Origin of the sequence: Cupriavidus sp. SHE (genome assembly GCF_000812445.1) — a bacterium.
In the GTDB taxonomy this organism is placed as follows: Bacteria; Pseudomonadota; Gammaproteobacteria; order Burkholderiales; family Burkholderiaceae; genus Cupriavidus; species Cupriavidus metallidurans.
Map to the genome: position 1 here is coordinate 31,058 of NZ_JWMB01000048.1, position 15,010 is coordinate 46,067.

Sequence of the window (15,010 nt, forward strand, 5' to 3'; positions counted from 1 at the left end):
CTGGCGGTTGTCTGGAAGTGGGGGCTTACGGGTTGGTCTGCAACCCGCGTTCAACCCGATATTCTACCGGATCGGCGCGGGTCAGACATCCGCTTTTTCCCCGACTTTGAGCGGCTGGCGCGGGAAACGTTCAATCCTGTGCGGCATCCGCCACGACAAGTGGCGTCGCCGGATTCAGCATCCGCACCTCGCGCTGCGGATATGGGATCGAAATGCCATTTTCGTGAAACGCGCGCCAGATGGCCCGGTTCATCGCCGACTGCACGCCAAGCTTGCCGTTCTGTGGATCCGCGATGTAGACGGCAGTTTCGTACTCGATGCCGCTGTCAGCAAACATCACCAGGAACGTGGCGGGTGCCGGCGTTTCGAGTACACGTGGCAAATTGCGCACACAGTCCTGCAGCAACCCGATCACCATTTCCGGATCGGCGGCATAGTCCGCTTGCACCCGTGTAGCCACGCGCACATTCGTTCCAGAGAACGAATGGTTTTGCACTGACTGGGCCACAAGTTGCTCATTCGGCACAAGCGTCTCGCCGTCGCCATTGCGCACAACGGTGTAGCGCGTGCGAATCTGCGACACGATGCCGGTGTACTTGTCGACCGTGATCTGGTCGCCAAGCTTGACCGAGCGGTCGAGCAGAATGATGAAGCCCGATATGTAGTTGCTGGCGATCTTCTGCAGGCCAAGACCGAGGCCGACACCCAGTGCGCCGCCAAACACCGAGAGCACGGTCAGGTCGATGCCCACCAGCGACAGGCTCAGCAGCAACGACACCAGCAACAGCAGCGCCTTGGTGATGCGCGTCAGCACGACCTTCAGGTTCGAATCGAGCGTGGTCGCACGCATCAGGCGCTCTTCCAGCCACGAACCAAACCACATCGCCACCAGCACGGTCAGGAGAATCCAGACCATGGCCATCAGCGAATCGGCCAGGTTGATGTGCTGCTTGCCGCCAATCGAGAACCGCACGTCCCGCATCCATGCGACCACGTCCGGCAGCACGCCAAGCACGTACAAACCCATGGCGATCCACGTCAGGGTCGTCAGTACCTTCTCCACCAGCACAAGCATGCCGTGAAGCTGGCCATGTCCCGATATCACGCGCCGGAGGATGTAGAACGTCACATACAACGAGGTGATGCCGAACAGCGGCACCAGCGCCAGCCGCAGAACGCTGATCGGGATCAGCGATTCCAGCGAGAAACGCGCCACCAACACCAGCAGCCAGCTGATGAGCGGGAACACCGCCCGCTCCAGGCTGACCGCGGCCATGCGCAACGAGAAGCTTGCCGACTGGTGGCGAACCTCCAGCCGCTTGACCACGCGCCGCGACAGCGGCCACGCGATCAACAGGCAAATGGCCAGTACCCCGATTTGCCAGAAAAACCCCGGGCCGCCCGCATCGTGGATCAGGTCCTGAACCATCTTGCCGAACATCGCGTGCGAACGTTTCAGCTCGGCAAGCGTATCGGGGTTCATCAGCGTGCCATCCGCCATCAGCGCGTGCGCTCCAACACCGCGGCGAAGAAGCCATCGGTCTGATGGATATGCGGATAAAGCGCCAACATGCCGCCTTCCGCCGGCAACTCCGGCACCTCGATCTTCTGCTCGGCCAGCACTTCGCTCACCGGCACAAGGCGGAAATTCTCGTGGGATGCCAGGAAATCACGGATGATTGCCTCGTTTTCGGCCTCCAGCACGCTGCACGTGGCGTACACGACACGGCCGCCGCCCTTCACCAGCTTCGCCGCGGCATCGAGGATGGCCGCTTGCTTCGCGGTGAGTTCCACAACCGATTCCGGCGTCTGACGCCACTTCAGGTCGGGATTACGGCGCAGGGTACCCAGGCCGCTGCAAGGCGCGTCCACCAGCACGCGATCGATCTTGCCGGCCAGGCGCTTGACCTTGGCATCGCGCTCGGAGTCGATCAGCACCGGGTGCACGTTCGACAGGCCGCTACGAGCCAGACGCGGCTTCAGATTGGCCAGGCGCTTCTCCGACACATCGAATGCATAGAGCCGCCCAGTCGAGCGCATGGCCACGCCCAGCGCCAGCGTCTTGCCGCCAGCGCCCGCGCAGAAGTCGACCACCATCTCGCCGCGACGCGGCGCAAGCAGATGGCACAGCAACTGACTGCCTTCGTCCTGCACTTCCACGCCACCGTTGATGAACAGCGGGAGCTGGTTCAACGCGGGCTTGCCCTTGAGGCGGATGCCAGCCGGCGCCATCGGGGCCAGTTCAGCGGCGATACCGGCCGTCTGGAGTTCGGCCAGTGCCTCTTCACGCGACAACTTGGCGGTGTTCACGCGCAGGTCGAGCGGCGCGGGACGCAGCCAGGCATCGCCAAGCGCAGCAGTGAATGCCTCGCCATGACGCGCCACCAGATCGTCATACAGCCACTCGGGCAGGTTGGCGCGCACGCGCGGCGCCAGGCTGGAGCGCTCGATCGTGGTCAGACGGTCGAGCCAGACAGCTTCGTCGGGATGAAGGAAGGGCGAAAGCACATCGCGGCCGAGCGTCGCGGCCAGGCCCAGCAGCCCGAGGCGGCGCGTGGCCGAACCTGTGCCACTTTCGGCAAATTGACCAAATTCGACGCGTCGGCGCAACACTGCAAAAATTGCTTCAGCGATGATGCCTCGGTCACGATGACCAAGTTTGCTGTTTTCGCGGAAGTAATGGCTGACCACCGCGTCGGACGGACGCGCGAACAACAGCACCTTGCCGAGCAGTCGGTCGATATGTTGCAGATGGAAAGCCTGCAGGCCGCCGGGCGTGCGCGGCGCGCCGTCAGCGCCCTGCTGCCGGGCGTTGGGCGACTTGCGGATCGGGCTGGCCTTGCCTTTGCTCGGACGCGAGCGCTGGCGATTGTCTTGGGAAGTTGCGGGATTGCGACTCATGGCTGTTTTCCTGCCGCTTGGGGCGAGATGGCCATGAACCATTGGGGCTCGGCCGGTTGAACTACTTGAACGACACCGTCCTGCACGTGCAGACGGTCTTCGACGAACCAGCGCACGGCGCGCGGGTAAATGACATGTTCGCTATCGAGCAAACGATCGGCCAGCGACTCCGGTGTATCGCCAGGCAGAACATCAAGTGCCGCCTGCAACACGATCGGACCATGATCGAGTTCTGGCGTCACGAAATGCACTGTCGCGCCATGCAGCTTGACGCCCGCCTCCAACGCCTGCTTGTGCGTATGCAACCCGGGGAAGCTCGGCAGCAGCGACGGATGGATGTTGAGCATTCGCCCGGCGTAATGCTCAACGAAGCCAGGGGTCAGGATCCGCATGAAGCCTGCCAGCACGACGAGGTCGGGCTGATAGGCGTCGATGGTGTCCCGCATCGCGGCGTCGAAACTCTCACGTCCGGAAAACTGCTTGTGGTCCACCACACCGGTGGCAATACCGTGGCGCGAGGCGAACTGCAGGCCCGAAGCATCGGGGCGGTTCGACAGTACCGCTGCCACGCGCGCCGGCCATTTCTCGGCGGCGCAGGCCCGGACGATCGCTTCCATGTTGGAGCCACGCCCGGAAATCAATATCACAATATTCTTCATCGCCGCGATTCTACCAAGCTGTGGTCCAAACACTTGCAAACCATGCGCATTAGGTACTTAATTACCGCCAAACGCACATGGGGCAACAAAAACAGGCGCGCCCACCAATCCCACTACCCCCGTGTGATGGATTGTGACGCGCAACCCGCTCTGTTAGAGTGGGCCCTACGCCCACGCGCCGCGACACAAAAAGACGGTGACAACAAGGGCGAAACGGGAACTTAGACGGGAATACGCATGTTGAACGCTGCACCGACTTTGTTGGTGGTCGATGATCATCCTATGGCGCTCTCGGGCACAACCGCCTTCCTGGCGGAAGTGATGCCCGACGTCGCCGTTCATTCCGCTGGCAGCGCCAAGGAAGCCCTTCACTCCCTGAACCAGGGGCTCCGTCCCGATATCGTGCTGCTCGACATCTGGCTGAACGATGGTACTGGCTTCGATGCCATGCAGTCGTTCAAAACCGTGATCCCGGGCGCCCGATTCATCTTCATGTCGGCGGAGGCCACACCCGAGATCGTGGGCCGCGCCCGCGCGCTATCGGCCTGCGGTTTCGTCGGCAAGCATCTGGACGCCAACGCGTTCACTGCGGCCGTGCGCAAGGTCCTGGCCGGCGACACCAGTTTTCCATCCGATGAGGCCTTGTCCGGCCGATCGCAATCGTTCGGCCCCGCCCACGGCATTCCCGTCACGCCGGCCGAACTCGGCCTCACGCCGCGCCAGGGCTCGGTGCTCGCGCTGGTGCTCGAAGGACTGCCGAACAAGGTCATCGCCCGCAAGCTGGGGCTGACCGAGAACACCGTCAAGGAACACGTCTCCGCCATCCTGCAACGGCTGGGCGTGCGCACGCGCATGCAGGTCATGTCGCGCATGGAGCGTTTTCGCCTGCGCCAGTGAGGCAGTGAACATCGCCACCCATGAATGACAACGCCGCCCTTGAGGCGGCGTTGTCATTCATGGGTTCATGCCGTGGGCAACCAGCGGCGCAGCAACATGCGCAGGTTCGCTGGGTCTACCGGTTTCGGCAGGACGAAGTAGCCTGCCTCCTCGGCCGCCTGCAGCGCCGCGGACTTCAGATCGCCCGTCAGCAGCGCGCTGCGTGCCTGAGGCTGCGACGTCTGCCAGCGCTCCAGCAAATCGAGCCCGTTCTCGTTGCCGGGCAAGCGCAGGTCACAGAAGATGATGTCCGGCTTGAGACCCTTGGCGAAGAGACGGTCGGCCTCTTCCCCGTGCGCAGCACATGCCACGCGAATGCCCCAGGCCTCCATCAAGGCGATCCACGCCTTGCGAATCTGGCTATCGTCATCGACCACCAGCACAGTGCCACGTAAACGATCGTGTCGCGCTTCTTCCGCCTGCGCATTCGCCCGCATCGCCCGAACACTGGCTACGGTCTCCTCGGGCACCGGCGCCAGCGCGAACCAGAATACCGATCCCTTGCCCGGTACCGAGCGCACGCCGTAAGTCCCGCGCATCAGACGCACGCATTCCCGGAAGATCGCGAGCCCCAGACCGAGACCCTGCGACGGATCGCGCTGCGGATTGTGAACCTGGTAGTACGGCGAGAAGATCTCCGGCAGGTGCTCGGGCGTGATGCCCGCACCGGTGTCCCAGACCTCCAGCCGCACGTGCTTGCGGCGCTGTCGCGCGGTCACCAGAATGCCGCCGCGCTTCGTATAGCGCAGCGCGTTCTGCACGAGGTTGAACAGCGCCCGCCGCAACAGCACCGGCTCGGCCATGACGAACAGTTCGTCAGGCACGCGTGGTGTCAGCGTCAGACCGCTTTCGCGCGCATCAGCGGCGAACTGGCTCATCACGTCATGGATCAGCGAATTGAGTTCGCATGGCTCCAGCGTCGGCAACACCTTGCGCCCCTCAAGCTTGGACAGGTCAAGCAGGGACCGGAACAGCAGATCGATAGTCTGCGTCCCGGCGGCCACCTGCTCGACGAGCGGGTGGAGCGAACTCGATTGGTTGCGCGCACGCAACGCTTCGACCAGCATCACGAGGGCATGAACAGGCTGGCGCAGGTCGTGACTCGCGGCCGCCAGGAAACGGGATTTCTCCTCGCTGGCATGAAGTGCCCGTTCCTTCTCTTCCTGAAACTGCTTGGCGAGCCGGCGGCTTTCGGATTCGAGCTGGATGGCCCGCACCAGCGTGTGCTGCAGATTCAGCGAGTGCCGTGCCAGCATCAGCGCGTAGATAGCCAGCAGCAATTGCACATAGGTGCCGTGGCCCGGAAAGGCAAAGTTGGCCAGCAGCACATTCGGCACAAGGATCGGCACGCCGGCAAAGACCAGGTTCGATGGGATGGGCGACTGCGACGTGGCGCCGCCGGCGAGCACGCCCAGCGTCAGCAGATACAGCACGCTCGAGAACACCACGGACGACGAATACAGATGCAGCAGCGCCGAACTGCCCCAGGTCAGTCCCGTCAGAAACGCAATGGCGCGCATATTGTTCCACCACTTGCGCGTGTGCGCCGAGCGGCTCAACCTGCCCATATCGCGCTGGAACCCGAGGTAGAACCACATCCCGCCGATGGTCAGCAGCAGCATGATGGCGCACCAGATCACCAGCGCCACGTGGTTGGCTTCGTTCCAGAACGTGTACGCGGTCAGTCCCGGCAGCAGGGCCGAGGATGCAATGCCCGTGGGGGAGACACGATGAACGGTGACGAGCAGCTTGGCTCGCGTTTCGGTGTCCAGTTGCGGCCCGGGCGGGGGCAGGATCTTGTTGAGCAGCGCGTTCAAGTGTGGCGTGGCACGTAAGGCGACGTTCTTCGTCGCTGCAACTGGCATCAGACAAGTCTGCCGACGTTGCAGAAATCGCGCAATTTTGTTGCAAGTGGGGCATATCATGCCGATTTTTGCGGCGCCGCGCCATTGCGAGGCGCCCCAATAACCCACAAATTTGTCAAAAGCACCACGTTTGTGGGGGGCGTGTGTCGAAAGCGCGCGCCAGACCCGCGTCAAATTGGTCGGCCGGCAGGCTTTTCGGGCGGCAATCCGGTGGTTCGCCTTATAATGCCCCCTTTCCCAAAAACGCTCGTCCGCCGTCCTCGTGAAAGTCTTCCGCGGTCTGCCCAATGCCGAAAGCCGGGCGCCTTGCGCGCTTACCATCGGCAATTTCGACGGTGTGCATCGCGGCCACCAGTCGTTGCTCGCGCGCGCGCGCGCGGCCGCCGATGCACGCGGCCTGCCGCTGTGCGTGATGACATTCGAGCCGCATCCGCGCGAATTCTTCGCCCCCGAGCACGCTCCCACCCGTATCGCTCTGCTGCGCGACAAGCTCGACGCGCTGCGCCGCAACGGCGTGGATCGCGTGGTGGTGGAGCATTTCAATGCGCATTTCGCCGCCCAGTCGCCTCAGGCTTTCGTCGAGAACGTGCTCTGGCACGGCCTCCACGCCCGATGGGTGCTGGTTGGCGACGACTTCCGCTTCGGCGCCAAGCGCGCCGGCGACTTCTCCTATCTGCAGGAGGCCGGCCGGCAGTTCGGTTTCGACGTCGAGCAGATGGGATCGGTCTCCGAAGGCGGCATCCGCATCTCCAGCTCAGCCGTGCGCCAGGCACTGGCCGGTGGCGACCTGGAACATGCGCGCCGGCTGCTCGGCCACGGCTACGCGATCAGCGGCCACGTGATCCATGGACGCAAGCTCGGCCGTGACCTCGGGTTTCCGACGCTGAACCTGCGGATCTCGCACAAGCGCCCGGCCGTGAACGGCATCTTCGTGGTGCAGGTGCATGGCATTGCCGACCACCCGGTGCCCGGCGTGGCCAGCATCGGCGTGCGGCCGACCGTCGAGGACGCCGGCCGCGTGCTGCTGGAAGTGCACCTCTTCGACTTCAACGAAAACCTGTACGGCAAGCTGATACGGGTGGAATTCATGAAGAAGCTGCGTGACGAGAAGCGCTACGACTCGCTCGAAGCGCTGACCGCGGCCATCGCCAAGGATGCCGCCGACGCGCGCGCATTCTTTGGCCAGACCGCGCCGGATGCCGGCCGGCGCGACTTCGCCACCTCCGCCACCGACCGAATTAGCTAGCGGCCGGCAGCGCGCTCGATCAACGAGCCGCGGCCGGGACCCGCCCTGCCTCACCCCGAATGACACGCGCGGTGGTCATGCACGCGCCGCGCCCTACCGAATTGCCTTGAGAATCAACCATGTCCGACGACAAACGCGCCAAGCCTGAAAAAAGCAAGTATCCGGTCAATCTGCTGGATACCCCGTTCCCGATGCGCGGCGATCTGCCCAAGCGCGAGCCGCAATGGGTCAAGCAATGGCAGGACAAGCAGCTCTACAAGAAGATCCGCGCCGCCCGCCATGGCGCCAAGAAATTCGTGCTGCATGACGGCCCGCCGTACGCCAATGGCGATATCCACATCGGCCACGCAGTCAACAAGGTCCTGAAGGACATGATCATCAAGGCGCGCGGCCTGACCGGGTTGGACGCCGTCTACGTGCCGGGCTGGGACTGCCACGGCATGCCGATCGAGATCCAGATCGAAAAGCAGTTCGGCAAGGGTCTCCCGGTGCAGGAAGTCCAGTCGAAGGCGCGCGCCTACGCCACCGAGCAGATCGCCCGCCAGCGCAAGGACTTCGAGCGCCTGGGCGTGCTCGGCGACTGGGAGAACCCGTACCTGACCATGAACTTCAGCAACGAGGCCGACGAGCTTCGCGCGCTGGGCAAGATCATGGAGCGCGGCTACGTGTTCCGCGGCCTGAAGCCGGTCAACTGGTGCTTTGACTGCGGCTCGGCGCTGGCCGAGGCGGAGGTCGAGTACAAGGACAAGGTCGACCTGTCGATCGACGTCGGCTTCCCGTTCGCCGAGACCGACAAGATCGCTCACGCATTCCATGTGCCGCTGGCCCAGCTAGAAGGCAAGCCGGGCTGGATCGTGATCTGGACCACCACCCCGTGGACCATCCCGTCGAACCAGGCGCTGAACATGCACCCGGAGGTGGAATACGCGCTGGTCGACACGCCGCGTGGCTTCCTGATCCTGGCCAAGGATCGCGTCGAGGAACAACTCAAGACCTACGCGCTGGAAGGCACGATCGTCGCCACGGCGCGCGGTGACGCGCTGACCGAAGTGCGCTTCCACCACCCGCTGGCGAAAATGGACGCCGGCTACGTCCGTACCTCGCCGGTCTACCTGGGCGACTACGTGACCACCGACACCGGTACCGGCATCGTCCACTCGGCGCCGGCCTACGGCGTGGAAGACTTCCAGTCGTGCAAGGCGCACGGCATGCCGGATTCGGACATCATCAGCCCCGTGATGGGCGATGGTGTCTACGCCAGCACGCTGCCGCTGTTCGGCGGCCTGTCGATCTGGGATGCCAATCCGAAGATCGTCGAGGTGCTGCGCGAGTCGGGCAACCTGTTCAACTCGCACAAGTACGAGCACAGCTACATGCACTGCTGGCGTCACAAGACGCCGATCATCTACCGCGCCACGTCGCAGTGGTTCGCGGGCATGGACGTGGACCCGGTGGACAACGGCCCGACGCTGCGCGAAACCGCGCTGGCTGGCATCGAGGCTACCGAGTTCTACCCGGCCTGGGGCAAGCAGCGCCTGCACAACATGATCGCCAACCGCCCGGACTGGACGCTCTCGCGCCAGCGCCAGTGGGGCGTGCCGATGGCCTTCTTCGTCCACAAGGAAACGGGCGCCCTGCACCCGCGCACGCCTCAGCTGCTCGAGGAAGTGGCCAAGCTTGTGGAGAAGCACGGCATCGAGGCCTGGCAGACGCTCGACCCGAAGGACCTGCTCGGCGACGAAGCCGCGCAGTACGAGAAGAACCGCGACACGCTCGACGTGTGGTTCGACTCGGGCACCACGCACTGGACCGTGATCCGCGGCTCGCACCGTGACGAGCTGTACGATCCGGCCGCCGACCTGCCGGATGGCCGCCTTGCCGACCTCTATCTGGAAGGCTCGGACCAGCATCGCGGCTGGTTCCACTCGTCGCTGCTGACCGCGTCGATGCTCTATGGCAAGCCGCCCTACAAGGCACTGCTGACGCACGGCTTCACGGTCGACGGCGAAGGCCGGAAGATGTCGAAGTCGGTCGGCAATACAGTGTCGCCGCAGGACATCTCGAACAAGATGGGCGCCGAGATCATCCGCCTGTGGGTGGCATCGACCGACTATTCGGGCGAGCTGTCGATCTCCGACGAAATCCTGAAGCGCGTGGTGGAAGGCTATCGCCGCATCCGCAACACGCTGCGCTTCCTGCTGGCCAACCTGACCGACTACGACCACGCCAAGCACGCGCTGCCGGCTTCGGAATGGCTCGAGATCGACCGCTACGCCGTGGCGCTGACCGACCGCCTGCAGAAGGAGGTGCTGTCGCACTACCAGGCCTACGAGTTCCACCCGGTCGTCGCCAAACTGCAGACGTTCTGCTCCGAGGACCTCGGCGGCTTCTACCTGGACGTATTGAAGGACCGCCTGTACACCACGGCCGCTGACTCGAAGGCTCGCCGTGGCGCGCAGAACGCGCTGTATCACATCACCCAGGCGATGCTGCACTGGATGGCGCCGTTCCTGACGTTCACGGCCGAGGAAGCGTGGCAGATCTTTGCCCACGGCACCGAGCACAAGGACACGATCTTCACGAGCACGTACTATGCGATCCCGTCGGTGGACGACGGCGACACGCTGCTGCAGAAGTGGCACGAAATCCGTACCGTGCGCGCCGAAGTCACGCGCCAGCTCGAAGCCGTGCGCGTGGAAGGCGACATCGGTTCGTCGCTGCAGGCGGAAGTCACGATCGCCGCGGGCGGTCCGGTGCTGGCCGCGCTGCAGAGCCTGGAAGACGACCTGCGTTTCGTGCTGCTGACGTCGGCCGCCAAGGTCACGCCGGCGCCAGAAGGCGGCGACCTGCTGGTGACGGTCACGCCGTCGCAGCACGCCAAGTGCGAGCGTTGCTGGCACTACCGCGCCGACGTGGGCCACAACCCCGAGCATCCGACGATCTGCGGCCGCTGCGACAGCAACCTGTTCGGCGCCGGTGAACACAGGAGCCACGCCTGATGGCATCGTCCACTCGTTCGACGCGTTCGACGCCGGCCCGCGGCAAGAGCAAGGGCGCCAGCAGCAACGTCACGCCGTGGCTGTGGATGGCCTTTGCCCTGCTGGTGGTGATGATCGACCAGTTCTTCAAGGTGGTGATCACGCGCTCGTTCCAGTACGGCGAGTCGCGCCCGGTCACCAGCTTCTTCAACCTGGTGCTGGTCTATAACAAGGGCGCCGCGTTCAGCTTCCTCGCGGATGCGGGCGGCTGGCAGCGCTGGTTCTTCACGCTGCTGGGCGTGGTGGTCGGCGCGTTCATCATCTGGCTGCTCTATCGCCATACGGGACAGAAGCTGTTTTGCCTGGCGGTATCGTTGATTCTCGGTGGCGCCGTGGGGAATGTGGTCGACCGGATCATCCACGGCCACGTGATCGACTTCCTGGATTTCCATCTGCGTAACACGCATTTCCCGGCATTCAACGTGGCGGACTGCGCGATTACGCTCGGAGCGATCCTGCTGATCGTCGACGAGCTGCGGCGCGTGCGACGTCACTGACACCTGTCATACGCCCCTCTCCCACAAGCGGGAGAGGGCGCCAGCCAACTTTCCCTTCCAGCGCGTCGCCTCTCCCGGCGGTATCATGCGCAGACTCCCGTCTCCCTGAAGAGCTCTCCCCATGGATTTGCGCGGCAAGCACATCGTCCTTGGCCTGACTGGCGGCATCGCCTGCTACAAGTCAGCCGAGCTGGTCCGACTGCTCACCAAGGCTGGCGCCACGGTGCAGGTGGCGATGACCGAAGCGGCAACGCACTTCATCACGCCGGTCACGATGCAGGCGCTCTCCGGACGCCCGGTGTTCCTCTCCCAATGGGACGCCCGCATCGACAACAACATGGCGCATATCGACCTCTCACGAGAGGCAGACGCCGTCATGATCGCGCCAGCATCGACCGATTTCCTCGCCAAGGTAGCCAACGGCCTCTGCGACGACCTGCTGACCACGCTGTGCATCGCGCGTGAATGTCCGCTGCTGGTGGCGCCGGCGATGAACCGGCAGATGTGGGCCGCCGCGCCAACGCAACGCAATGCCGCGCAGCTACGCGCCGATGGGGTCATGATCCTCGGCCCCGGCACGGGGGACCAGGCCTGTGGTGAAATCGGCGACGGGCGGATGCTCGAACCGGAAGAACTTGTCGAAGACCTGATCGCGTTCTTCCAGCCCAAACCGCTGGCTGGCAAGCGCGTGCTGATCACGGCTGGCCCGACGTTCGAAGCGATCGATCCGGTACGCGGCATCACGAACCTGTCCTCGGGCAAGATGGGATTCTCGATCGCGCGCGCCGCGCGTGAAGCGGGTGCCGACGTACTGCTGGTGGCTGGCCCGACCGCGCTCGACACGCCACGTGGCGTCACGCGCACCGATGTGCGCAGCGCCCAGCAGATGCACGACGCGGTCATGGCGCAACTGCGCGATGTCGACGTATTCGTCGCCGTGGCCGCCGTGGCGGATTGGCGTCCCGCGGAGGTCGCGCAGCAGAAGCTCAAGAAGGCCAACGACACCGACACGCCGACCCTGCAATTCGTGCAGAACCCGGACATCCTGGCTGCCGTGGCCGCCCGTGCCGATGCCCCCTATTGCGTCGGCTTTGCGGCCGAGAGCGAGAACCTGGAGCAATACGGCGAGCAGAAGCGCAAGCGCAAGGGCGTGCCGCTGCTGGTCGGCAATATCGGCCATCGCACGTTCGGTCTCGACGACAACGAGATCGTGCTGTTCGACGCCAACGGCATGACGCGCCTGCCGCGCGCGGACAAACTCTCGCTGGCGCGCGAGCTTGTCACCGCAATCGGCCAGCGTCTGCCGCGCAAACCCGTGTAATCCGCCACCCTGCCTGCCATGAGCCAACCCCGCCCCAAGCTGCGCCTGTCCGTGCTCGACCAGAGCCCGGTCATCGCCGGCCATACCGCGCGCGACGCGGTGGCTGCGACCGTCGAACTGGCCCAGATGGCCGACGATCTCGGCTATACCCGCTACTGGTGCGCCGAACACCACGGTCTGCAAGGCGTCTGCAATCCCGCGCCCGAAGTCATGCTGGCGCGGCTGGGCAGCGCGACGAAGCGCATCCGCGTGGGCTCCGGCGGCGTGATGCTGCCCTACTACAGCCCGTTCAAGGTGGCCGAGCAGTTCCGTATGCTCGAAGCGCTGTTTCCGAACCGCGTCGACCTGGGCGTGGGCCGCGCGCCCGGCGGCGATATGCGCACCGCGCAGGCGGTGGCCATGGGGCAGTACAACCGTGGCGACCAGTTCCCGCAACAGGTGCAGGACCTGGCCTGGCTGCTGCGCGGGGAAGTCCCGCCCGACCATCTGGCCGAAGGGGTGCTGCTGCAGCCGGTGATCGACACCAAACCCGAACTCTGGGTGCTTGGTTCGAGCGATTTCGGCGGCGCACTGGCCGCCCGTCTCGGGCTGCGATTCGCGTTTGCCCACTTCATCAATGCGCACAGCGGGCATCTGGTTACCCAGCAATATCGCGAAGCGTTCGAGTCCGGCTACGAAGACAAGCCTTACAGCGCCGCAGCTATCTTCGTCATCTGCGCCGATACCGAACAGGAAGCCGCGACGCTGGAACGCGCGGTCGATATCCGCCGGCTGCAGATGGCCTATGGCGTGAACGCGCCCATTCCTTCGCTGGCGCAGGCGGCCGACTTCACGCCGACCGAACGCGACCGGATGATCATCGAGCGCGAACGGCCGCGCACGATCTGCGGCACGCCCGAGCAGGTTGCCGAGCGGATGCTGGCGCTCAAGGACCGGTTCGCGGCGGACGAACTGGTCGTGCTGAGCGTGACGGCCTCCTACAAGGCGCGTCTGCGCACCTACCAGTTGCTGGCCGAGGCATTCGACCTGGCCGCCTGACTCCAGGCCATCCGGCGCGGCGCGGTATGATTCGGCCTTTGGCCAGTCCGTGCTTTTGCCGGACTGCCCAGCCCATCTTTCACGCATTGCAGGAAACCGCTTCCATGACCGTAGCCACCAATCCGACCGTCGAAATCAAGGTGCTCGACGCCCGCCTGAATGACTGGGGCCTGCCCGCCTACCAGAGCGACATGGCCGCCGCCATCGACCTGCACGCTTGCGTGGACGGCCCGGTCACGATCGAGGCCGGCACGCCTGCGCAACTGATTCCGGCCGGTATCGCGGTGCATATGGCCAATCCGTACATGTGCGCCACGATCGTGCCGCGCTCGGGTCTGGGCCACAAGAAGGGGCTCGTACTCGGCAATTCGATCGGTGTGATCGACGCGGATTACCAGGGGCAAATCATGGTCAGCGTGTGGAATCGCAACGCGCCCGGCACCGAACCGATCGTGATCCAGCCCGGCGAGCGTATCGCCCAGATGATGTTCGTGCCGGTGCTGCGCCCGGTGTTCACGACGGTGGAAGAATTCTCGGAGGATTCGACGCGTGGTGCCGGTGGCTTCGGGTCGACCGGCGTCGCGCACGCAAAGGCGTAAAGCCAGAGCGGTACTCTCCCTCTCTCGCTGTCCTGGAGAGGGAGAAAGACTTCAGCGCTGCTCGAAGATCAGCGCTACACCATTGGCCTGCATCGCCGGGATCAGCGTGACTTCCGGTGACAGGTCGATAGACTCGACACCCTGCTCGCGCCAGTGAGCGCGCGCGCCAGCCAGGTTGGACGTGGCAAGGCGAATAGCCGCGTAGCCGCGCTCGGCGTGTTGCAATTGCGGTGCGCCAGCGGCAACCGCCAGCGCCTGCGGCGCCACGATCACGAACCTGGCGTCGCCAATGGCGATCGTGGCAGCCTCATCGGTCGCCTCGATGATCGCCCCGCCCGTCAGCACAGCATAGGCCTCGGCCGTCGCGCTCACCTGCTCCGCCTCCACCACCAGATACGTTGCCGCAATGGCCCGAACGCCATTCGCGTGCGCCATCCATTCCGGGCGCCACAGCAACTCCGGCGTGCGGTGTTCGCAGACGAAGTAGCGCGCGCCTGGCGCGCCATCAAGTGCCGTGACGCGGAACGTGGCCGGATGCTCGCTGCCATCATCGAGCCGGACCGGGCGTGAGAACTCGATCGGATCGGACGGCTGGAAGCCCGCCGCACGCAGGCGGTCGGCCGTGGCGAACGCATCGCTGCTCTTGCAGGACATGGCCGCGCAGCCATCCCCGCGCTGCTGGGCGTCCCAGTAGTACTGACGACTCGGGCTCGGCGCGGTGACGTGCAGCAGTTCCAGGTAATCACGCGCCAGCATGATGCAGTGGTTCTGCGATCCCAGCGTGTGATAGCCGCGCGGCGTCAGCGTGAATCCCAGCGCGCGCCAGTTGGCAACCGCGGCGTCCAGGTCGCCGCAAACCACCACGGCATGATCGAAAGGTTCAGGCAGACCGCTCATTGCTGACTCGACA

The 15,010-nt window shown here is 64.6% G+C and carries 12 protein-coding genes; 7 read left to right on the forward strand and 5 right to left on the reverse strand.

What is annotated here, in order from left to right; translation table 11 throughout:
• Positions 1–130 precede the first annotated feature (130 nt).
• The 3 genes from RN01_RS22885 to purN are packed head-to-tail and all read right to left on the reverse strand — an operon-like array spanning position 131 to position 3,560.
• The gene (locus tag RN01_RS22885) at positions 131–1,501 is read right to left on the reverse strand and encodes a mechanosensitive ion channel family protein (RefSeq protein WP_024569072.1); all 1,371 of its coding nucleotides are present in this window, start codon (positions 1,499–1,501) and stop codon (positions 131–133) included.
• On the reverse strand, positions 1,501–2,901 hold the full coding sequence (locus RN01_RS22890) for an RsmB/NOP family class I SAM-dependent RNA methyltransferase (protein WP_011517429.1): 1,401 nt from the start codon (positions 2,899–2,901) through the stop codon (positions 1,501–1,503). The genes RN01_RS22885 and RN01_RS22890 overlap by 1 nt, the downstream gene beginning before the upstream one ends.
• Positions 2,898–3,560, reverse strand: coding sequence for a phosphoribosylglycinamide formyltransferase (gene purN, locus RN01_RS22895; RefSeq protein WP_017511838.1), 663 nt, complete (start codon positions 3,558–3,560; stop codon positions 2,898–2,900). The genes RN01_RS22890 and purN overlap by 4 nt, the downstream gene beginning before the upstream one ends.
• A 237-nt stretch (positions 3,561–3,797) precedes the next feature.
• Between purN and RN01_RS22900 the strand changes: the two genes are divergently transcribed.
• Positions 3,798–4,457 (forward strand): response regulator transcription factor, encoded by a 660-nt coding sequence (locus tag RN01_RS22900; protein ID WP_011517433.1) that lies wholly within the window; start codon positions 3,798–3,800, stop codon positions 4,455–4,457.
• 65 nt (positions 4,458–4,522) lie between these two features.
• Here RN01_RS22900 and RN01_RS22905 read toward each other — a convergent pair whose 3' ends face one another.
• Positions 4,523–6,361, reverse strand: a complete 1,839-nt coding sequence (locus RN01_RS22905; RefSeq protein ID WP_017511837.1) for a hybrid sensor histidine kinase/response regulator — start codon at positions 6,359–6,361, stop codon at positions 4,523–4,525.
• A 262-nt stretch (positions 6,362–6,623) separates the two neighbouring features.
• Here RN01_RS22905 and RN01_RS22910 point away from each other — a divergent pair, with 262 nt between their 5' ends.
• The 6 genes from RN01_RS22910 to dut all read left to right on the forward strand — a co-directional run bounded on the left by RN01_RS22910 (position 6,624) and on the right by dut (position 14,100).
• Complete coding sequence (locus RN01_RS22910) at positions 6,624–7,607, forward strand: bifunctional riboflavin kinase/FAD synthetase (protein WP_017511836.1); 984 nt, start codon at positions 6,624–6,626, stop codon at positions 7,605–7,607.
• A 119-nt stretch (positions 7,608–7,726) separates the two neighbouring features.
• The gene (ileS, locus tag RN01_RS22915; RefSeq protein ID WP_017511835.1) at positions 7,727–10,606 is read left to right on the forward strand and encodes an isoleucine--tRNA ligase; all 2,880 of its coding nucleotides are present in this window, start codon (positions 7,727–7,729) and stop codon (positions 10,604–10,606) included.
• A complete protein-coding gene (gene lspA / locus RN01_RS22920; RefSeq protein WP_008644930.1) occupies positions 10,606–11,142 on the forward strand; it encodes a signal peptidase II in 537 nt (178 codons plus the stop codon). The genes ileS and lspA overlap by 1 nt, the downstream gene beginning before the upstream one ends.
• 121 nt (positions 11,143–11,263) lie before the next feature.
• Entirely contained in the window at positions 11,264–12,463 is a 1,200-nt protein-coding gene (gene coaBC, locus RN01_RS22925) for a bifunctional phosphopantothenoylcysteine decarboxylase/phosphopantothenate--cysteine ligase CoaBC (protein ID WP_017511834.1), read from the forward strand.
• A gap of 18 nt (positions 12,464–12,481) precedes the next feature.
• Positions 12,482–13,501 carry an LLM class flavin-dependent oxidoreductase gene (locus RN01_RS22930; RefSeq protein ID WP_017511833.1) on the forward strand — a complete coding sequence of 340 codons (1,020 nt, stop codon included), beginning with the start codon at positions 12,482–12,484 and terminating at the stop codon, positions 13,499–13,501.
• A gap of 104 nt (positions 13,502–13,605) precedes the next feature.
• Positions 13,606–14,100 (forward strand): dUTP diphosphatase, encoded by a 495-nt coding sequence (gene dut / locus RN01_RS22935; RefSeq protein ID WP_017511832.1) that lies wholly within the window; start codon positions 13,606–13,608, stop codon positions 14,098–14,100.
• A 51-nt stretch (positions 14,101–14,151) separates the two neighbouring features.
• Here dut and RN01_RS22940 read toward each other — a convergent pair whose 3' ends face one another.
• Positions 14,152–14,997, reverse strand: a complete 846-nt coding sequence (locus RN01_RS22940; RefSeq protein WP_017511831.1) for a VOC family protein — start codon at positions 14,995–14,997, stop codon at positions 14,152–14,154.
• Positions 14,998–15,010: the final 13 nt, after the last annotated feature.